The 20265-nt window shown below is 73.8% G+C and carries 18 protein-coding genes; 13 read left to right on the top strand and 5 right to left on the bottom strand.

The genetic code is table 11. The features are described 5' to 3' along the window. Nucleotides 1–7: 7 nt before the first annotated feature. Nucleotides 8–706: a GTP pyrophosphokinase gene (locus NHH00_RS04095; protein ID WP_253050773.1), complete on the top strand. Its 699-nt coding sequence runs from the start codon at nt 8–10 to the stop codon at nt 704–706. 49 nt (nt 707–755) lie between these two features. Here the strand turns inward: NHH00_RS04095 and NHH00_RS04090 are convergent, their stop codons facing one another. Together NHH00_RS04090 and NHH00_RS04085 are read right to left on the bottom strand one after the other, a co-directional pair. After that, nucleotides 756–1562, bottom strand: a complete 807-nt coding sequence (locus NHH00_RS04090) for an ABC transporter permease (protein WP_253050380.1) — start codon at nt 1560–1562, stop codon at nt 756–758. Continuing rightward, nucleotides 1559–2530, bottom strand: coding sequence for an ABC transporter ATP-binding protein (locus NHH00_RS04085; protein WP_253050378.1), 972 nt, complete (start codon nt 2528–2530; stop codon nt 1559–1561). Before NHH00_RS04085 ends, NHH00_RS04090 begins: the two co-directional genes overlap by 4 nt. A 172-nt stretch (nt 2531–2702) precedes the next feature. On the opposite strand from NHH00_RS04085, the gene NHH00_RS04080 reads away from it, so the two are divergent. Both NHH00_RS04080 and NHH00_RS04075 read left to right on the top strand, forming a co-directional pair. Next, nucleotides 2703–3902: a histidine kinase gene (locus NHH00_RS04080; protein WP_253050376.1), complete on the top strand. Its 1200-nt coding sequence runs from the start codon at nt 2703–2705 to the stop codon at nt 3900–3902. Then, nucleotides 3899–4567: a response regulator gene (locus NHH00_RS04075; RefSeq protein WP_253050374.1), complete on the top strand. Its 669-nt coding sequence runs from the start codon at nt 3899–3901 to the stop codon at nt 4565–4567. The genes NHH00_RS04080 and NHH00_RS04075 overlap by 4 nt, the downstream gene beginning before the upstream one ends. Nucleotides 4568–4573: 6 nt before the next feature. Here the strand turns inward: NHH00_RS04075 and NHH00_RS04070 are convergent, their stop codons facing one another. After that, nucleotides 4574–4876 (bottom strand): DUF1905 domain-containing protein, encoded by a 303-nt coding sequence (locus tag NHH00_RS04070; RefSeq protein WP_253050372.1) that lies wholly within the window; start codon nt 4874–4876, stop codon nt 4574–4576. A 123-nt stretch (nt 4877–4999) separates the two neighbouring features. Between NHH00_RS04070 and ku the strand changes: the two genes are divergently transcribed. The 3 genes from ku (at nt 5000) to NHH00_RS04055 (ending at nt 8208) form a co-directional block, all read left to right on the top strand. Then, nucleotides 5000–6010: a non-homologous end joining protein Ku gene (gene ku / locus NHH00_RS04065; RefSeq protein WP_253050370.1), complete on the top strand. Its 1011-nt coding sequence runs from the start codon at nt 5000–5002 to the stop codon at nt 6008–6010. Between the two features lie 129 nt (nt 6011–6139). Then, on the top strand, nt 6140–6730 hold the full coding sequence (locus NHH00_RS04060; RefSeq protein WP_253050369.1) for a VOC family protein: 591 nt from the start codon (nt 6140–6142) through the stop codon (nt 6728–6730). Then, nucleotides 6727–8208: a hypothetical protein gene (locus NHH00_RS04055; protein ID WP_253050368.1), complete on the top strand. Its 1482-nt coding sequence runs from the start codon at nt 6727–6729 to the stop codon at nt 8206–8208. Before NHH00_RS04060 ends, NHH00_RS04055 begins: the two co-directional genes overlap by 4 nt. Nucleotides 8209–8296: 88 nt before the next feature. Here the strand turns inward: NHH00_RS04055 and NHH00_RS04050 are convergent, their stop codons facing one another. After that, on the bottom strand, nt 8297–8926 hold the full coding sequence (locus NHH00_RS04050) for a TetR/AcrR family transcriptional regulator (protein ID WP_253050366.1): 630 nt from the start codon (nt 8924–8926) through the stop codon (nt 8297–8299). 203 nt (nt 8927–9129) lie between these two features. Between NHH00_RS04050 and NHH00_RS04045 the strand changes: the two genes are divergently transcribed. The 6 genes from NHH00_RS04045 (at nt 9130) to NHH00_RS04020 (ending at nt 16630) form a co-directional block, all read left to right on the top strand. Continuing rightward, a complete protein-coding gene (locus NHH00_RS04045) occupies nt 9130–10701 on the top strand; it encodes an MFS transporter (RefSeq protein WP_253050364.1) in 1572 nt (523 codons plus the stop codon). Between the two features lie 97 nt (nt 10702–10798). After that, nucleotides 10799–12658 (top strand): metallophosphoesterase family protein, encoded by a 1860-nt coding sequence (locus NHH00_RS04040; protein ID WP_253050362.1) that lies wholly within the window; start codon nt 10799–10801, stop codon nt 12656–12658. Nucleotides 12659–12712: 54 nt separating this feature from the next. Further along, nucleotides 12713–13417, top strand: coding sequence for a YceI family protein (locus NHH00_RS04035; RefSeq protein ID WP_253050360.1), 705 nt, complete (start codon nt 12713–12715; stop codon nt 13415–13417). A 34-nt stretch (nt 13418–13451) separates the two neighbouring features. Then, entirely contained in the window at nt 13452–14195 is a 744-nt protein-coding gene (locus NHH00_RS04030; RefSeq protein WP_253050358.1) for a metal-dependent transcriptional regulator, read from the top strand. Between the two features lie 120 nt (nt 14196–14315). Further along, entirely contained in the window at nt 14316–15605 is a 1290-nt protein-coding gene (locus NHH00_RS04025) for an MFS transporter (protein WP_253050357.1), read from the top strand. A 368-nt stretch (nt 15606–15973) separates the two neighbouring features. Further along, on the top strand, nt 15974–16630 hold the full coding sequence (locus NHH00_RS04020) for a vitamin K epoxide reductase family protein (RefSeq protein ID WP_253050355.1): 657 nt from the start codon (nt 15974–15976) through the stop codon (nt 16628–16630). A 49-nt stretch (nt 16631–16679) separates the two neighbouring features. On the opposite strand, the gene NHH00_RS04015 is transcribed toward NHH00_RS04020, so the two are convergent. Then, the gene (locus tag NHH00_RS04015; protein WP_253050354.1) at nt 16680–17126 is read right to left on the bottom strand and encodes a YbjQ family protein; all 447 of its coding nucleotides are present in this window, start codon (nt 17124–17126) and stop codon (nt 16680–16682) included. 67 nt (nt 17127–17193) lie between these two features. On the opposite strand from NHH00_RS04015, the gene leuS reads away from it, so the two are divergent. After that, nucleotides 17194–20193: a leucine--tRNA ligase gene (gene leuS, locus NHH00_RS04010; RefSeq protein ID WP_374614107.1), complete on the top strand. Its 3000-nt coding sequence runs from the start codon at nt 17194–17196 to the stop codon at nt 20191–20193. Nucleotides 20194–20265: the final 72 nt, after the last annotated feature.

The following is a 20265-nucleotide window of genomic DNA, read 5'->3' as shown; positions in this document are numbered from 1 at the left end:
GCGCCTGATGATGAACTACAAGTTCGGCATCGACGAGGTGATGACCAAGATCACCGTCCTGCGCGACGAGTTCCGGCACGTCCACGACGACAACCCCATCGAGCACCTCGGCTCGCGCCTGAAGTCGCTCGACTCGATCGTCGCGAAGGCGCGGCGCAAGGGGATCCCGCTCACTCCGGAGGGCGTGCGGGAGAACATGTTCGACGTCGCGGGCGTGCGCGTGACGTGCGCGTTCGTCTCGGACATCTACCGCGTGCGGGACCTGCTCGTCGGCCAGCGCGACCTCACGGTCCTGGAGGAGCGCGACTACATCGCCCACCCCAAGGGCAACGGGTACAAGAGCCTGCACCTCATCGTGCAGGTGCCGGTGTTCCTGTCGGACCGCGTCGAGGACGTCGTGGTGGAGATCCAGCTCCGCACGATCGCGATGGACTTCTGGGCGAGCCTCGAGCACAAGATCTACTACAAGTACCAGCGAGACGTGCCGCAGCACCTCACCGACGCCCTCAAGCTCGCGGCCGACGTCGCCGCGACGCTCGACACCACGATGGAGCGCATCCACGACGAGGTGCGCGGCCTCGACGGCGTGCCCGAGCCCACGGAGAACACGGACGAGCTCGCCACGCCGCGCGAGGTGATGGAGAGCTTCATGCGGACGGCGCAGGTCGCCGACGAGGCGTTCCACGAGCGCCGCCACGACGGCTGACGCCACCCACCCCGCGGGTCGGCGGCGCCGGTGGCCGGCGGAGCCGGCCTCAGGTCCAGCGGAACCAGCGCGCCGCGCCGACGGTCCCGACGACGACCGCGCCGCCGAGCGCGACGAGGTGCGCCGGCTCCACGGGCTGCCCTGCCCACGCGTCGCCGAGCGCCTGCACCGCGGCGCCGAAGGGCAGCATCTCCCCGACCCGCGCGACCGGTTCGGGGAGGTTCGACACGGCGCCGAACATGCCGCCCGTCGCCCCGAACGCGAAGAACGCGACGAGGCCGAGCGCGAGCGCGGCGTTCGGGGTCGGCGCGACGGCGGCCACGAGCATCCCGACCGCGTACATCGCCGCCGACGCCAGGGCGAGCACGCCGAGCGCGACCCCGGGGGAGGCGGGGAGCCGTGCGTCGAACGCGACCGTCGCGACGCCGAGGGCGAGCGCGACGCCCCCGGCGGTCTGGGCGACGCTCACCACGACCTGCGCGACGAGCACCATCGCGGGCGACGCGGGCGTGACGGACAGACGCTTGAGGATGCCGGACCGCCGGTAGTAGGCCAGGAAGCTCGGCATGTTGACGACGCCGATCATGCCGACGACGACGGCGAGCACGACCGGCACGACGAAGACGTCGAACGCCGTCCGTCCGCCCGAGCCCGGGAGGACCGTCGTCGTGGCGTCGCTGAGCCCGTACATGACGAGGATCAGCACGGGCATGCCGAACGGCATGACGAGCCCGGCGGTGTCGCGCGCGACCATCCGCGCCTCGGCGCCGACCAGCGCCGCCCACGCGCGCGGCCCGGGACGCGTCGAGGCGCCCCGTCCGGACGGGGTCGTGACGGCGGGGACGGTGGTGGTCATGCGGCCTCCTCGGTCGGGGCGGTCGTCGCCCGGGACTCGCCCGGCAGGTCGTCGGTCAGCGGGCGTCCCGTCAGGGCGAGGAACGCGTCGTCGAGCGTCGCGCGCTCGAGCCGGGTCTCGGTCGCGACGACGCCGGCCCGCACGAGCGCGGTGCTCACCTCCTGGAGCAGGTCGCCGCGACCGGTCACCACGACCTGGTCCCCGCGGACCGCGACGTCGTCCACGCCGGGGACGCGGTCCAGGAGCGCGGGCGGGAGAGGCTGCGCGACGCGGAACCGCACGCGCTGGTCCAGCCCGGCACCCGCGACCAGCCCGGCCGGGGTGTCGTGCGCGACGACGCGACCGCTCTCGATCAGGGTCACGCGGTCGCAGAGCCGCTCGACCTCCTCCATGAGGTGCGAGACGAGGAGCACGGTCGCGCCGCCGTCGCGCAGGTCCTCCACGACGCCCCAGACCTGCCGGCGGGCCTGCGGGTCGAGCCCGGTCGTGAGCTCGTCGAGGATCACGACGCGCGGGTCCCCCACGAGCGCGAGGACGATCGCGACCCGCTGCTGCTGACCCCCCGAGAGCCGCTCGTAGCGCACGTCGCGCTGCTCCTCGAGCCCGAGCGTCGCGACCAGCTCGTCGGGGTCGCGGCCCGCGCCGTAGAACGTGCGGTAGAGGTGCGCGAGCTCGCGCACCGTCAGCGCGCCGTGCAGAAAGCCCGACTGGAGCTGCACCCCGAGCACCTGGCGCACCGCGGCACGGTCCGTGAACGGGTCGAGGCCGAGCACCCGCACGGACCCGTGGTCGGGTCGGCGCACGCCCGCGACCATCTCGACCGTCGTCGTCTTCCCCGCCCCGTTGGGGCCGAGGATCCCCAGGACCTCGCCCTCGACGGCGACGAGGCTGACGTCGTCCACCGCCGTCGTGGTTCCGCCCTTGCGGCGGTAGCGCTTCGTGAGGTTCCGTGCGTCGACGGCGTCCATGTCGTCCTCCTGCTCGTCCGCGGCGTGCGTGCCACCGCTCGGGTCGTCCTGCCCAGGTGCGTGCTCCGACGCTAGGGACCGCGGGGACCGGCCCGCGCGTGCCGGTCGTCACCGACCCCGCCCATGACTTCCGGCACGTCGCGCCCGGCCGACGGGTCCGTAGGGTGGAGGGATGCGACGGACCGACCCGGAGGTGTGGGCGGGCATCGCGATGCTCGTCGTCATCCTCGGCATCGGGGCGCTCGTCCCGATCGCCGCCCCCGATGCCCTGACGCTCCCCGTCGTGGCCTGGCTCGCGGTGTTCGCGGCGTTCGTCCTGGCCACCGTCGGGATCGTCCTCGGGTCGGGCTTCGCCACGCCCCGCGCGTACACGCTGCTGGGCGCGCAGGTCGTGCTCGTGGGGACGCTCGTGCTCACGGCGCCCGGCGCGGGCTGGCTCCCGATCCTGCTCGTCGTCGTCGCGGCGCTGAGCGTGTACGTGGTGCCCGTGCCGGTCGTCGCGGTCGTCGTCGCGGTGAACGCCGTGGTCGTCGGTGCCGCCGTCGGGCTGCGCGGCTCGGCGACCGACGCCCTGCTCACCGCGACGATCTACCTGCTGCTCCAGGTCGCGAGCGTCGGCTCGACCCTCGCGCTCCAGCGCGAGCGGCGCATGCGCGAGCAGCTCGCCGTCGCGCACGTCGAGCTGCGGGCGGCGGCGGTGCTGCGGGACGAGTCGACGCGCTCCCAGGAGCGCCTGCGGATCGCGCGCGAGCTGCACGACGTCCTCGGCCACCAGCTCACCGTGCTCGCCCTCGAGCTGGAGACGGCGAGCCACCAGGACGGCGGCCCGGCGCGCGAGCACGTGCTCCGGGCCAAGGGCGTCGCCCGTGAGCTGCTCGGCGACGTGCGCGCCACGGTGGGCGAGCTGCGGCGGCAGGCGCCCAGCCTGCAGGAGTCGCTCGGCGCGCTCGCCGAGCGGGTGACCGTGCCGCGCGTGCGAGTCGCCGTCGCCGACGACGTCACTGTCGACGAGGACCAGACGGTCGTGCTCGTGCGCGTGGTCCAGGAGGCGCTGACCAACGCGATCCGGCACGCCGAGGCGACCGTGCTCGACGTCGTCGTCACCGCCGACGAGGGCCGGGTGCGGCTCGTCGCGCAGGACGACGGGTGGGGCGCCGCGCGTGTGGAGCCCGGCAACGGGCTGCGGGGGATCGAGGAGCGGGTCCGCGCCGCCGGCGGGACCGTCCGGCTCGACGGGCGGAACGGGTTCCGGGTCGAGGTCGAGCTCGACCCCGTGCGGCGGAGCGTCGTCGAGCGCCGCCGCGTCGACGGCGACGGCCGAGCCCTCGTGCGGGGTGCCGGACCGGTCGGCTCGACCGTGACCGGAGCATGAGCGACCCCGCGGTGCGCGTCCTGCTCGTCGACGACCAGACCCTCGTGCGGCAGGGGATCCGCAGCCTCCTCGAGCTCGCGCCGGACATCACCGTCGTCGCGGAGGCGGAGGACGGGATGACGGCGCTCGCGGCCGTGCGCGAGCACGAGCCCGACGTCGTCCTGCTCGACCTGCGCATGCCGCGCCACGACGGCATCTGGGCTCTCGAGGCGATGGCCGAGAGCGGGCACGACGTGCCCGTCCTCGTGCTCACGACGTTCGACGACGACGCGCTCGTGCTCCGCGCCCTGCGGGCGGGAGCCCGCGGCTACCTCCTCAAGGACGTGACGCTCGAGCAGCTCACGGGCGCCGTCCGCACGCTCGCCACCGGCGGCACCCTCGTGCAGCCGTCGATCACCGACCGTCTCCTCCGGGCGGTGCGAGCCGGGACCGTCCCCGCCGACGACCTGGACGACGGCACCGGCCCGGTGCAGGAGCTGACCGACCGTGAGCTCGAGGTGCTCCGTCTCGTCGCGGCGGGGTTCTCCAACCGCGAGATCGCGCACGCGCTCTTCCTCGCCGAGGGGACCGTGAAGAACCACGTGTCGACCGTGCTGCTCAAGCTGGGGACGCGCGACCGCACGCGCGCCGTCCTGCGCGCGCTGCACGTCGGCCTGCTCGGCTGACGCCCGTCAGAGCAGGGTCTCGACGCCGATCGTCACCCGGTCGCCGACGTCGACGCCCTCGGCGCGCCGCACCGCGGCCTTGATGGGCACGACGAACGTCTTGCGCCCCGCGTCGGGGAACACCGACGTCGACCAGCGCTGCGCCCCGAGCGTCACCTCGACCTTGACCGAGCCGAACCCCGCGGGCGGGAGGGGCAGCTCCGCGATCTCGTCGCTCACGTCCTCCGGCAGCGCGGCGAACACCCAGCTGTCGGTGCGCGCCTCCCACCGCCACAGCTCTGCCTCGAACTCGAACCTCGTCCCCGCCACGAGACCATGGTGCCGCGGGCCACCCACACGCGGGCGTCGTCGGGCGGGGTCGCGCGTCGCTCGCCTGCGACCCGGAGCCGCCGCCCCCTCGCGGGCGGGCGCGCAGGGCGCCACCATGGACGCATGAGGGCCATCTGGAAGGGCGCCATCACGTTCGGTCTCGTCAACGTCCCCGTCAAGGTGTACTCCGCGACGGAGGACCACGACGTGCCGCTGCACCAGGTGCACGACAAGGACGGCGGGCGCATCCGCTACCGGCGCGTGTGCGAGATCGACGGCGAGGTCGTGCCCTACGAGCACATCGACAAGGCGTACGACGACGGGGAGCGCACCGTCGTGCTCACGGGCGAGGACTTCGCGGCGCTGCCCGCCGAGCGCAGCCGCGAGATCGAGGTCGTCGAGTTCGTGCCGAGCGAGCAGATCGACCCGCTCCTGCTCGACCGCAGCTACTACCTGGAGCCCGACTCGAAGTCCAACAAGGCGTACGTGCTCATGCGGCGCACGCTCGAGGAGACCGACCGGACGGCGATCGTGAAGTTCGCGCTGCGTCAGCGCACGCGGCTCGCTGCGATGCGCGTGCGCGACGACGTGCTCGTGCTCCAGACGCTGCTGTGGGCCGACGAGGTGCGCGAGGCCGCGTTCCCCTCGCTGGACGACGAGGCGAAGGTGACCGACAAGGAGCTCGCCATGTCCGCGCAGCTCGTCGCGAGCTTCGAGGCGGACTTCACGCCCGAGGAGTACGAGGACGACTACCAGGTGCAGCTCCGCCAGCTCATCGAGGCCAAGCTCGAGCAGGGGGACGCGCTCGACACCGCCGAGACGTTCGGCGAGCAGCCCGAGAAGGGCGAGGGCGCCGAGGTGATCGACCTCATGGAGGCGCTGCGCAAGTCCGTCGCGTCCTCGAAGAGCAGCCGTGCCGGCGGGTCGGGGTCGTCCGGCGGGTCGACGGCGAAGGGCGGCTCGGGCCGCAAGGCCGCCTCGTCGTCGGGCAAGGGCTCCTCCGGTTCCCGGGCCAAGGGCGGCGGCGCGAAGGACGAGGGCTCGAAGCCCGCGGCCAAGAAGACCTCGGGCCGCTCGTCGTCCTCGAAGGAGAAGACGACGGCGAAGACGACGCGGAAGAAGGCGTCCGCGTAGGGCGGTCCCCGCCGCCCCGGCCCGACCCGACGCGGGGCCTGGGGCGCGCGATGAGTTGCGCCCCTGGGACGCGTCGGAACCGGTGGGTGGTCGTCCGGCCACCCGCGAGACCGACGAAGCGAGACGACGATGCGCGCGATCGTGCCGAGCCTGTGGTTCGACGGCAACCTCGAGGAGGCCATCACCTTCTACGCGAGCGTGTTCCCCGACGCGACGGTCGGCGACGTGTTCCGCCAGCCCGACGGCACGGCGGTGTCGGCCGACTTCGAGCTCGCCGGGCACCGGTTCGCCGCCATCAACGGCGGCCCGCAGTTCCCGTTCACCGAGGCGGTGTCGTTCGTCGTCGAGTGCGAGTCGCAGGAGGAGGTCGACGCGTACTGGGCGGCGCTCACCGACGGAGGTCAGGAGTCGCAGTGCGGCTGGCTCAAGGACCGCTTCGGGCTGTCGTGGCAGGTGGTCCCCGTCGAGTTCCTCGCGATGCTGCAGGACCCGGACCCCGCCCGCGTCCAGCGCGTCGTCGACGTGATGATGACGCAGGCCAAGCTCGACCTGGGCCCGCTGCGGGCGGCGTACACGGCTGATCCTCCGTCCGCCCCCGGTCTCGGCGCACAGGGGGTTCGTCGGGGATGTCCAGGTCGTGCCCAGGTCTGGTTGAATGCGCTCGACATCTCCGCCGACGGCGCGCGCCGTCCTCTCGTGAAGGACCACGACACCGAGTGAAGAAGCTCCTTGCCAGCACCGTGGGGACGGTGCTGGCCCTCGGCGGCATCTCCGTCGCCACGGCAACCCCCGCAGCCGCCGCCGTCCCGGACGTCCAAGCCGGCTGCTCGTCCCTCTACGTCACGCTCGACGGATACCCGGACGGTACGGCGTTCGTCGCGACCGTCGACGGTGAGACCGTCGACGACGTCGTCTTCGACGGCTACCACACGCTCTGGTACGACGTCGACGGCTCGGTCGCGCACGACTGGAGCGTCGTCGTCGACGCACCCGGTGAGGTCGACGAGGACTTCTCGGACAGCGGTACGACGACGCCGTGCGGAGAGCCGCCCAGCGACTGGTTCTCCGCCGACGCGTACTGCGGGAACCTCAACGTCTCGCTCGGCGGCTTCCCGGCCGGCTCGGCGGTCACCGTCGTGGTGGACGCCGAGGTCGTCTCCGAGGGCCGCGTCGACGAGTACGGCTCCTACTGGTTCGGCACCCGGCTCGACCAGTGGTCGGGCCAGACGTGGCAGGTCGTCGTCGACGCGGAGGACGACGCCTTCGACCGCAGCGAGTCGGGCGTCTCGTCCTGCGGGTCGGGCGGCGAGATCGTCGTGCCCGAGACGCCCCCAGCCCTGACGGACTGCGCGGCGACGCCGCAGGACGTGCACCTCCCGCCCGACACCGCGCAGGTGTCGTACGCGCGTGGCGACGACGGCATCGTCGCGACGGCGGCGGCCGGGTACGAGTTCCCCGGCGGCGCCGGCACGACGGGTGAGTGGCGAGCGCTCGGGGACGGGCGGCTGCTCCTCGAGTGGTACTCCCTCGTGCGGCCGCGGTGCGCGCTCGACGTCGTCTCGGTGACGGCGGTGTGCGAGGCCGGCGAGCCGTTCGTCGACATCGCCGTCGACCCCCCGGCGGGAGTGGACGAGAGCTCGTTCCTCATCTCGTGGGAGGGGCCGAACACCGGGTACGACGTCGTGTACGGAGACGCCGGCTTCGGCCACCCGTGGGTCACTCGTGAGCCCTGGCCGGGATTCGTCACGCACGGCGACGGTACGGTCTCGCCGGCCTACGACGAGACGTGGAGGCTCGACGACATCGATCTGGTGCTCGGCGCGTCGGCGTGGGTCGACGGGTGGTCGTACTCACGGTCCTACGGGGCCGTCTGGGAGGACGCGCCGACGGCCGACCCGTGCGCCGACGACCCCGGGCCGCACTTCTCCGTCGACGTGAGCCCCCGCTGGCTCGCGGGCAAGCTCTACCTCAGCGTGCGCGTGCTCAACGAGGGCGACAGCACCGCGGACGTGAGCGTCGTGACGCCGTTCGGGCGCAAGCACTTCCCGCGCGTCGAGGCGGGAGCGAGCGCCTACCAGGCGTTCGCCGTGCGCACGACGGAGCCGGTCGAGGGCCAGGTGGACGTCTCGTTCGCCGCCGACGTCGACGGTGAGCAGGTCACGCGGGAGCGTTCCGTGGCGTTCTCGTTCGGCGGGTAGCGGCAGGCAGCACCCCCGGGATCCGGAGGCCCGGTGGCACGTCGACAGGCGTGCCACCGGGCCTCCGGCGTCGCGGGACGGTCCCGGCTCAGGCGGTCGACGCGCGGCGCAGCGCGACGAGCTCGTCGATGAGCCGCAGGAGGTCGTCGACGTCGTCGCCGGGCCGGGGCCCGCGGAAGGCGAGGTCCTCCTCGGGGACGCCGTCGCCGTCGTCGGTCGCGGCCGTGCCGCCCGTGACACGACCGAGCACGTCGCTGCTCAGCGCGGCGTGCGCGTAGAGCCCGTCGCTGAGCAGGACGATCGCGCGCGCGACGACGGGGTCGCCGACCTCGTCGAGGACGGCACGGGTCCAGGCGTCGTGCGCGCCGTCGAGCGCGGCGCGGGCGCGCGGGAACGACCCCTGCGCCAGGCGCGAGACGGCGAGGTAGACGAGCTCGAACTCGGTGTCGACGAGCGTCGACGTGCGGATGAGGTAGTCCACGGCCCCGGCGGGCGCCGCGCGCATCGCCGCGACGTCGGCGGCGGTGAGCTCGCGCAGGTGCTCGGTGAGACCGTCGGCGAGCGCGTCCTTGGAGCCGAAGTGGTAGAGCAGCCCGCCCTTGGACACCCCGGCGCGCTCGGCGACGGCGTCGAGCGTGGCGGCGCGCTCACCCTGCTCGACGAGGAGGGACGCGAACGCGCGCAGGACCTTGGCGCGGGCGGCGGGGGGCGGCGGCATGGTTCCGAGGGTAGTGGGAGGGCGCGGCGCACCGGCCGTCCGGACGGAGCGGCGCTCGCTCGGACGGCGGCGGTGCGCAGCGTCACACCGTCCTCGGGATGACGGCGAGCGTCGAGATCGTTACTGTACCGTCTGGACGGTTTGGAAGTTCGGCGCCACCGCGCTGCCCCGACCGCCCGCAGAACGTGGAAGGACCTCTCGCCGTGACGACCTCCGTGACGACGACCCCGACGACCCCGACGGCCGCCCCGGCCGCCCAGCACGCGTCCGCGACGCGCGGGCCCGCGCGCGGCGCCGCCGGCCGCTGGTTCGCGCTCGCCGTGCTGATGCTCCCGGTGCTGCTCGTGTCGATCGACAACACCGTGCTGAGCTTCGCGCTGCCGCAGATCTCCGAGTCGCTGCGCCCCAGCGGGACCCAGCTCCTGTGGATCATCGACATCTACCCGCTCGTGCTCGCCGGCCTGCTCGTGCCGATGGGCTCCTTCGCCGACCGCGTCGGCCGCCGCCGGCTGCTCCTCGTCGGGGCCGTGGGGTTCGCGGCCGTGTCGGTCGTCGCCGCCTACGCGCCGACGGCCGGCGCGCTCGTCGCGTCCCGCGCCGCGCTCGGCTTCTTCGGCGCGATGCTCATGCCGTCGACGCTCTCGCTCCTGCGCAACGTCTTCGTCGACCGCGAGGAGCGTCGGCTCGCCATCGCGATCTGGGCGGCGGGGTTCGCCGCCGGGTCGGCCCTCGGGCCCATCGTCGGCGGGTTCCTGCTCGAGCACTTCTGGTGGGGCTCGGTGTTCCTCCTCGCCGTCCCCGTGCTCGTGCTGCTGCTCGCGCTCGCGCCGTTCTTCGTGCCCGAGTCGCGCGACCCCGCACCGGGGCGCGTCGACGTGCTGTCGATCGTGCTCGTCATGGCGACCATGACGCCCGTCGTCTACGGCATCAAGATGCTCGCCAAGTCCGGGGTGAGCACCCTCGCGGGGGGGAGCGTCGTCGTCGGGCTGGTCGCCGGGGCGCTGTTCGTGCGACGTCAGCTCCGCCGGCCCGACCCGATGATCGACGTGCGGCTCTTCACCCACGGCGCGTTCAGCGGCGCCGTGCTCGTCAACCTGCTGTCCGTGTTCTCGCTCGTCGGGTTCCTGTTCTTCGTCTCGCAGGACGTGCAGCTCGTGCTCGGGCTCGCCCCCATGCAGGCGGGCGTCGCGCTCCTGCCCGGCCTGCTCGTCATGATCGTGGCGGGCCTGGGCGTCGTGCGGGTCGTGCGCCGCGTGCGCCCCGCGCACGTCGTCGCCGTCGCGCTGCTCTTCTCCGCGACGGGGTACGCGATCGTCGCCGCGGGCGCGGGGCAGAGCACGCTCGCGCTGCTCGTGGTCGCGTTCGTCGTGCTGTCGCTCGGCGTCGGCGCCGCGGAGACCGTGTCCAACGACCTCATCGTGTCGTCGGTCCCCGCCGCCAAGGCGGGCGCGGCGTCCGCGATCTCCGAGACCGCGTACGAGGTCGGTGCCGTGCTCGGCACCGCCGTGCTCGGGAGCATCCTCACGGCGTCGTACCACGCGAACGTCGTCGTCCCGGCGGGCGTTCCCGCCGCCGACGCCGTCGCCGCGGCCGAGACGCTCGGCGGTGCGACCCAGGTCGCGTCCACCCTGCCCGCGGGGCAGGCGCAGGCGCTGCTCGACTCCGCGCACGCCGCGTTCGGCAGCGGCGTGGGCACGACGTCGCTCATCGGCGTGGTGCTCATGCTCGTCGCCGCGGGCGTGGCGCTCGTCACGCTGCGCGGCGCGAAGTCCTGACGACGCGCCGCCCCGCGCGTCCCGCCGCGCCCCCGCGGCGGGGCGCGCGGCGCCCGCGGTTGGCGGCGGGAGCCCCGATCCGGGAGGCTGGGCGGTGATGAGCCGTCCGCACCGCACCCCGCCCCGCTGGGTCCGCTGGACCCTCGCCGTCCTGCTCGCGCTCGTGCCGTGCGTCGTGTGGGGGGTCACGACCGCGACGGCCGAGCGCAGCCTCGGGCCGCACGAGGCGCTGTACGAGGTCACGACGAACGGCCTCGTCACCGTCGACCTCGGCCCGCTCGGGACCATCCAGATCGACTCGCCGCTGCCGCTCGGCCTGGGCGCCGACGTCACGGTCGAGGAGATCCCTGCCGACCTCACCGCGGTCGGGCAGGCCGACACGCTCGAGGGTCTGTCGCAGGACCTCGAGGACTACCTCCGCTTCTTCGGCGGCCCGCAGGAGACGATCGGCTCCGTCGCGCGGGCCCTCGTCGTCGACGCGCTGCGCCGGACGGGCTTCGCGATCCTCGTCGTCGCGGCCGTCGGTGCGGGGCTCTACCTGCTGCTCGGCCCGCCGCGCCGCCGCGAGCTCACCGAGCGCGTCGCGCCGCGGACCTACGAGATCACGGCAGGGGTCGTCCTCGTGTCCCTCGTCGCGGCGTCGCTCGTCGCGAGCGACCCGGGCACGACGACCGGCCCGTCCCACCGCGCGTCCGCCGTGTTCGACGGGACCCCGCTCGAGGGCGCGCGCATCACCGGCCGGCTCGCGGGCGTCGTCGACACGTACGGCGCGATGCTCATCGACCTGTACCGCGAGAACGAGGCCTTCTACGCGCGCGCCGACGCCAACCTCGTCGCGGCGTGGGACCGGCGCGACCGCATCCAGCGCCTCACCGCCCCGCGCCCCGCGGCCACGGCGACGTCCGACGACGAGTCGTCCCCCGACGAGGCGACGTCGCCCGAGGGGACCCGCGCCACGGGGGACGACGACGGGGCGTCCGCCACCCCGCCGTCGGGCGCCGGCGACGAGGGCGCGGGCGGCGAGGTCTCCGGCGCCGAGGGGTCGGCCGACGCCGAGGCGACCGACGAGCCGGCTCCGCAGCCGGCGGCCGAGGAGGACCTCGTGACGCTCCTGGTCGTGAGCGACCTCCACTGCAACACGGGCATGACGCCGCTCGTCCGGACCGCCGCCGAGCGCTCGGGCGCGACGATCGTGCTCAACGCCGGCGACACGACGATGAACGGCACGGCGGTCGAGTCGTTCTGCGTCGACTCGTTCGCGTCGGCGGTGCCGAAGGGCGCGACCATGGTCGTCGCCGACGGCAACCACGACAGCGTCGAGACGTCGGCGCAGGAGCGTGCCAACGGCCAGACCGTGCTGGACGGGAAGGTCGTCGAGGTCGGGGGGATCCGCATCCTCGGCGACCGCGACCCGCTCGAGACGCGCCTCGGCCTCGGCAGCCAGCCGCCGCGCGAGGAGACGCCCGAGGAGTACGCGGCGCGTCTCACCGAGGTCGCGTGCACGGAGCAGGAGGAGGGCGACGGCATCGACCTCCTCCTCATCCACACGCCCCGCATGGGGAACGAGGCGCTCGACTCCGGCTGCGTCCCGAACCAGATCTCCGGTCACATGCACACCCGGTCCGGTCCGGAGCGGACGGGCGGCGGCGTCCGGTACGTGAGCGGCAGCACCGCGGGGGCGGTCAAGGACCAGCTCCGCATCGGCCCGCTCAAGGGCACGGCCGAGATGACGGTGCTGCGCTTCGACCCTGAGCGGCGCCGCATCGTCGACTGGCAGCTCGTGCAGATCGGGACCGACGAGTCCGCGACGGTCTGGCCGCGCATCGCCTGGCCGACGCCGTCGGGCGTGCCGGTGGTCGAGGAGCCGGCGGGTGACGACGGCGGCGAGGAGGGTGTCGAGGGCGGGGACGTCCCCGCGGGCGAGCCGACCGACGACGCGCCCGCCACCGAGGGCTGAGACGGCGCGCGTCGGTCCTCGCCCCGCGCTGCCGGACACGGCAGGATGTGGCGTATGAGCAGGTCCACGCGCTGGATCGTCGTGTCGGTGGTCCTCGCGCTCGTCGTGGTGCTCCTCGCGCCGTTCGTGTACTCGGAGGTGCGCGAGGGCCGCACCCCGCCGCCGCTGGGCCTGCAGTCTCCGGGGGAGGAGACGGCGTCCGCGGCGCCCGCCGAGCCGGGGCCGTTCGACGTCGACGGCGAGTGGGTCGTCGGGCCGGGGTCCGAGGCGGGCTTCCGCGCCGACGTCCTGGACGTCCCGGCGGACGAGGCCGTGCTCCTGGGCGTCACCCCGGACGTCACCGGGACGTTCCGCGTGCGGTCGGGGTCGCTGGAGACCGCGACCGTGACGGTCGAGACGACGACGCTCCGGACCGGGTCCTCCGTGGCGGACCGCCAGCTCCAGCAGGCGCTCGAGACCGACCTCTACCCGACCACGCTCTTCTCGCTCACCTCGCCGCTCGACGTGAGCGAGCTCGGGTCCACGACGACGCCGGTGCGCCTCGAGGCGTCGGGCGCGCTGACGATCCGCGACGAGACCGAGGCCGTGACGGTGGCGCTCGAGGCGCAGCGGTCGGGCGACGGGGTGCTCGCGACCGGGGCGATCGGCGTGCGCTTCTCCGACTTCGGCATCGCGGTGCCGCCCGTGGCCCCCGTCCAGGTGCGGGACGAGGGCACGGTCGAGGTGCGGCTCCAGCTCGTCCGGCCCGCGAGCCCCTGAGGGGTCGCGGGGCCCCGTGACCTAGGGTGGTCGTGTGGACCACCCGACCGACCTGACGCCCGTCGCCCAGGACTACCTCAAGGTCGTCTGGGCCGCCCAGGAGTGGTCGGACGAGAAGGTGACGACCAAGCTCCTCGCCGAGCGCATCGGTGTCGGCGCCTCGACCGTGTCGGAGACGGTGCGCCGGCTCAGCGCCCAGGGCCTCCTCGAGCACGCGCCCTACGGGGCGATCACGCTCACCGAGCGCGGGCGCAGCCTCGCGCTCGCCATGGTGCGACGCCACCGCCTCCTCGAGACCTACCTCGTGTCCGAGCTCGGCTACGGCTGGGACGAGGTGCACGACGAGGCCGAGGTGCTCGAGCACGCCGTCTCCGACCTGCTCATGGAGCGGATCGACGCGCGCCTCGGGCGCCCCACGCGCGACCCCCACGGCGACCCGATCCCCGGCGCCGACGGGACCGTCGTCCGCCCGCCCGCCGTCCCGCTCGCCGACCTCGTCGTGGGGGACCGGGGGACCGTCGTGCGGATCTCCGACGCCGACCCGGACGTCCTGCGCTACCTCGCGGAGATCGGCGTCGGCCTGGACACCGGCGTCGAGGTGCGCGAACGCCGCGAGTACGCGGGCATCCTCTCCGTCGTGTGGTCGCCGCCGGACGCTGCCGGGGCGGGCGTCCGTCCCGACGACGCGTCGGCCGCGCGCCCGACGCCGCCCGCGCAGCTCGGCCTGCGTGCCGCGGACCACGTGTGGGTCGTGCGCGCGGAGCCGGTCCCCGCCTAGACTGGCCGCCTGCCCCTGTTCTCGTCGCCGACGTCGTCGACGATCCTCGAATCGATTCGATCGCTGGTGCTTCGGTCCGAGGTCTCCACCGCCGCCCTGCCACGACGCCCCGAGGACACGATGACCGACAGCACCGCCACGCCCGCGCCTCCCGCGGACGTCCCTCCCACGCGCGCCGGACGCCTGCGCGGGGCCGGGCCCGCGCTCCTCGCGCTCGCGATGGGTGGGTTCACCATCGGCACGACCGAGTTCGCGACGATGGGCCTGCTCTCCGACATCGCGACCGACCTCGACGTCTCGATCCCCACGGCGGGCCACGCCATCACCGCCTACGCCGTCGGCGTGGTCGTCGGGGCGCCGCTGCTCACCGTCGTCGCGGCGCGCCTGCCCCGCAAGACGCTGCTCGTCGCGCTCATGGCGTTCTACACGCTCGGCAACCTGTTCTCCGCGACCGCCGGGAGCATCGAGACGCTCGTCGCCGGCCGGTTCCTCGCGGGGCTGCCGCACGGAGCGTTCTTCGGCGTCGGAGCCGCGGTCGGCGCGGCCGTCGCGGGCCCCGGGCGCCGGGGGCGCGCCGTCGCGACCATGATGGCTGGGCTGACCATCGCCAACGTCGTCGGGGTCCCGCTCTCGACCTTCGCCGGGCAGCAGCTCGGCTGGCGCGCCGCGTTCGTCGTGGTCGGCGGGCTGGGCCTCGTCACGCTCGCCGCCCTGTGGTGGCTCGTCCCGGCCGGTGCGGGGAACGAGGACTCGAGCGTGCGCCGCGAGCTCGGCGCGCTGCGCAACGGGCCGCTGTGGCTCGGATTCGTCGGCGCCGCGGTCGGGTTCGGCGGCATGTTCGCCGTCTACTCCTACGTCGAGCCGACCATCACGCGCGTCACGGGCCTGTCGTCCGCCGCGGTGCCGCTGGTGCTCGCGATCTTCGGCGTCGGCATGACCGTCGGCACCGTCCTCGGCGGCCGGCTCGCCGACCGCTCCGTCATGCGCACCGTCTACCTCGGGTTCGTCTCCACGGGCGTGACGCTCGCGCTGTTCGGCCTCACGGGCCACCACCCCGTCCCCGCCGTGCTGTCGCTCTTCCTGCTCGGCGTCACCTCCCAGGTCCTCGGCCTCGCCCTGCAGACGCGCCTCATGGACCTGTCGCCCGCCGCGCCCTCGCTCGGCGCGGCCCTGTGCCACTCCGCGCTCAACGTCGGCAACGCCAACGGCGCGTTCCTCGGGGGCCTCGTCATCGCCGCCGGCTGGGGCTACCTCGCCCCGGCCTGGACCGGCGTCGTGCTCACTGTCGCCGGCCTGGCGATCATCCTCCTCGTCGGCCGCCGCCCCGCCGGCGTCGCCGACGTCGTCGGCGCCACCCTGCCCGACGACGCCGGCTCGCCTGTGACCGAGCCGGTCAGCCTGCCGAGGTAGACCCCTGGTCCGCCGAGGTAGAGCCCTGGTCTGCCGAGGTAGAGCCCTGGTCTGCCGAGGTAGAGCCCTGGTCGTCGTGAGCACCGACCGGGTGAGTCGACACCGGGTCGGGGTGGGTGGTGGTGCCGCGTCGTGGTCGGGCCTGGCGGGAGCGACGCGAGGAACGAGCGGCGCGGATGGTAGACGCGGCACCACCACCCACCCCGACCACCCAGGGCAACCACACGCCGTCGTGAAAGGCGACCACGCCTCTACCTCGGCGGACTCCCAGCCGGGACCCAGCGGCGCGCGGTAGGTTGTGCCCTGCGCGCACCGCCGTGCGCCCCGTCACGTCCGGCGCGAGCCGGTGACCCACGAGGAGCGTCCCCGTGAGCAAGAGCGCCACCGCCGGTGCGAGCGTGTCCGCCGACCACGACGACGAGCCGCTGCCGTCGTCCGGTCCCCGCCCGATCAGCACGCGCGCGATGGGCTGGTTGCTCGTCGTGGCCGGCGCGATCGGTCTGGCGGGCTCGGCGGCGCTGGCCGTCGAGAAGTTCCTCAAGCTCGCGGACCCGAACCACGTGCCGTCGTGCAGCCTCAACGCGTTGCTCGACTGCGGCGACGCGATGGACTCCTGGCAGGGCTCGCTCCTCGGGTTCCCGAACCCGCTGCTGGGCATCGCGGCGTTCCCCGTCGTCATCACGACGGGCGTCGTGCTGCTCGCGGGCGCGCGGCTCCCACGCTGGTACTGGCTCGCGCTCCTCGGCGGGACGACCCTCGGCATGGGCCTGATCGTCTTCCTCATCTGGACGACGATGTACGCGATCTCGGCGATGTGCCCGTACTGCATGGTCGTGTGGTTCGCCATGCTGCCGCTCTTCTGGTACCAGGTGGTCCACGCCGTCCAGGAGGGGTACCTGCCTGCGGGCGACGGCGTGCGCCGCACGCTCGTGGGCAACCGGCACCTGTTCCTGGCGATCGGCTACGTCGCGCTCGTCGCGTGGATCCTGCTGGTCAAGGGCCCGATCATCATGACGCTGTTCTGACGCGCGCCGCGGCCCCGCGAGGGTCCGGCCGCGCGGACCGCCGCTGGCGTCAGCGCCAGGCCGGCTGGTCCGGCGCGGCGTCCTGCGGGTAGCCGTGACCGCCCGGCTGCGGGGGAGCGGACGGCGCACCCTGGGCCTGGTGGGCGGACTGCGCCGTCGCGCCGGGCTGGCCCGCCGGGATCGGCGTGACGACGACGGCGGTGCCGTACGCGCACACCTCCGAGAACGACGCCGCGATCTCGCCCGTGTCGAAGCGCATGCCGACGACGGCGTTCCCGCCGCGGCGCTGCGCCTCCTGGACCATGCGGTGCATGACCTCCTGGCGGGACTCGTAGACGAGCTTCGTGTACTCCGTCACCTCGCCGCCGCCGATCGAGCGGAACGACGCGACGAAGTTCGCGCCGATGTTCGCGCTGCGCACGGTCATGCCCATCACCTCGCCGAGCACCGCGTCGATGCGGTAGCCGGGCACCTCGTTGGTCGTCACGATGATCACGGCGCACATCCTCGCACGGGCCGGACGGCCGCCGTCGCGCCTCCCGTCGGCCGGTAAACTCGGCCGGGTGACCACGCCTGACACCGCCTCGATCCCGCACGCCTCGGACGCCCCCGCCGCGGGCGGCCCCGCCCACCGCTACACGCCGGCGCTCGCGGAGCAGATCGAGCTCAAGTGGCAGGAGCTCTGGGAGCAGCGCGGCACCTTCTGGGCCGCCAACCCCACGGGCGAGCTCACGGACGGCGACGGCCAGGGCCCCGAGGGCGCGAGCCCGTACTTCATCATGGACATGTTCCCGTACCCGTCGGGCGCGGGCCTGCACGTGGGGCACCCCCTCGGGTACATCGCGACGGACGTCGTCGGGCGCTTCCGGCGCATGCGCGGCGAGAACGTGCTGCACGCGCTCGGCTACGACGCGTTCGGCCTGCCCGCCGAGCAGTACGCGGTGCAGACGGGCCAGCACCCGCGCGTGACGACCGAGGCCAACATCGCGAACATGCGGCGCCAGCTGCGCCGCCTCGGCCTGGCGCACGACTCGCGCCGCACGTTCGCGACGATCGACCCCGACTACGTGCGCTGGACGCAGTGGATCTTCCTGCAGATCTTCGACTCCTGGTACGACGCGGAAGCGCTGCGGCCCGACGGCGGTCGCGGCCGGGCGCGCCGCATCGCCGAGCTCGAGGCCGAGCTCGCGTCGGGCGCGCGATCGGTGCCGGCCGGCGTCGACGGTGTCGAGGAGGGGGCCGACTGGGCGACGCTCACGCCCCAGCAGCGCCGCGCCGTCGTCGACTCCCAGCGCCTCGCGTACGTGGACGAGTCGCCCGTGAACTGGGCCCCCGGCCTGGGCACGGTCCTCGCGAACGAGGAGGTCACGGCCGACGGCCGCTCCGAGCGCGGCAACTTCCCGGTCTTCCAGCGCAGCCTGCGCCAGTGGAAGATGCGCATCACGGCGTACGCCGACCGGCTCGCCGACGACCTCGACCTCATCGACTGGCCGGAGAAGGTCACGGCGATGCAGCGCAACTGGATCGGGCGCAGCGAGGGCGCGCTCGTGCGGTTCGCCGTGCTCGGCACGCCCGACGGCGCCAACGACGCCGCGGCGGAGTCCGGCACCGAGATCGAGGTCTTCACGACCCGCCCGGACACGCTGTTCGGCGCCACGTTCATGGTCGTCTCGCCCGAGCACCCGCTGCTCGACGAGGTCCCGGCGCACTGGCCCGACGGCACGTCGAGCGCGTGGACCGGCGGGCACCGCTCGCCGGTCGAGGCCGTCGCCGCCTACCGTCGCGAGGCCGCGGCGAAGACGGCGGTCGAGCGCCAGGCCGACGCGGGCAAGAAGACGGGCGTGTTCACCGGGCACCTCGCGGTGAACCCGGTGAACGGCCAGACGATCCCGGTCTTCACCGCCGACTACGTCCTCATGGGCTACGGCACCGGCGCGATCATGGCCGTCCCGGGCGGCGACGAGCGCGACTTCGCGTTCGCCGAGGCGTTCGGGCTGCCGGTCGTGCGCACGGTCGAGCCCGAGGGCGGGCTCCCCGAGGACTTCACGGGCCCGTACACGGGCGACGGGGTCGCCGTCCGCTCGTCGAACGACGAGGTGTCGCTCGACGGTCTCGACGTGGCGGAGGCCAAGCGACGCATCACGGAGTGGCTCGTCGCCAAGGGCCTCGGCGAGGGCACCACGACCTACCGCCTCCGCGACTGGCTGTTCAGCCGCCAGCGCTACTGGGGCGAGCCGTTCCCGATCGTCTGGGACGAGAACGACCAGCCCGTCGCGATCCCCGACGCGCTGCTGCCCGTCGACCTGCCGGACGTCCCGGACTACGCGCCCCGCACGTTCGACCCGGACGACGCCGACTCGTCGCCCGAGGCGCCGCTCGGCCGCAACGACGAGTGGGTCAACGTCACGCTCGACCTCGGCGACGGCCCTCAGCAGTACCGCCGCGACACCAACACCATGCCCAACTGGGCGGGGTCGTGCTGGTACTACCTGCGCTACCTCGACTCGCGGTGGGACGGCGGCGCGGACGACGTCGTGGTCGACGGCGGCCTCGAGCGCTACTGGATGGGCCCGGAGCACAACCCGAGCGCGGGCCGCGCCGGGGGCGTGGACCTGTACGTCGGTGGCGTCGAGCACGCCGTCCTGCACCTGCTCTACGCGCGCTTCTGGCACAAGGTCCTCTACGACCTGGGCCACGTGACGAGCGTCGAGCCGTTCCACAAGCTCTTCAACCAGGGCTACGTCCAGGCGTACGCGTTCACCGACGCGCGCGGCCAGTACGTGCCGGCCGCCGAGGTCACGGAGGAGCCCGCGTCCGACGGCTCGGGCGAGGTCGTGTACCGCTGGAACGGCGAGGTCGTGCAGCGCGAGTACGGCAAGATGGGCAAGTCGCTCAAGAACGTCGTCACGCCCGACGAGATGTACGCCGAGTACGGCGCCGACACGTTCCGCGTCTACGAGATGTCGATGGGTCCGCTCGACCTGTCGCGCCCGTGGGAGACGCGCGCCGTCGTGGGGTCGCAGCGGTTCCTGCAGCGGCTGTGGCGCAACGTCGTCTCGGAGGAGACCGGCGAGCTGACGGTCGTCGACGAGCCCGCCGACGCCGCGACCCTGCGTGCCGTGCACCGCGCCATCGCCGACGTGCGCGTCGAGATGGAGCACATGCGCCCCAACACGGCGATCGCGAAGCTCATCACGCTCAACAACCACCTCACGTCGCTCGACCGAGTGCCGCGCGAGGCCGTCGAGCCGCTCGTGCTCATGACCGCTCCCGTCGCGCCGCACATCGCGGAGGAGCTGTGGGAGCGCCTGGGCCACGACCGCTCGCTCGCGCACGAGCCCTTCCCGACGGCCGACGAGCGCTACCTCGTCGAGGACACCGTGACGTGCGTCGTCCAGGTCAAGGGCAAGGTGCGCGCCCGCCTGGAGGTGCCGCCGTCGATCACGGAGGAGGATCTCACCGCCGCCGCGCTCGCAGAGCCGAACGTCGGGCGAGCGATCGACGGCGCCGAGGTCCGCAAGGTCATCGTCCGCGCCCCGAAGCTGGTCAACATCGTCGTCTGAGTCCCCGACCTGGTTGTGGGCATGAAATGGGCCCGGTTTCGACTCCAAAACCGGGCCCATCTCATGCCCACA

Source organism: Cellulosimicrobium cellulans (assembly GCF_024124905.1).
GTDB lineage: Bacteria > Actinomycetota > Actinomycetes > Actinomycetales > Cellulomonadaceae > Cellulosimicrobium > Cellulosimicrobium cellulans_G.
This window is presented reverse-complemented; position numbering and strand designations above follow the sequence as displayed.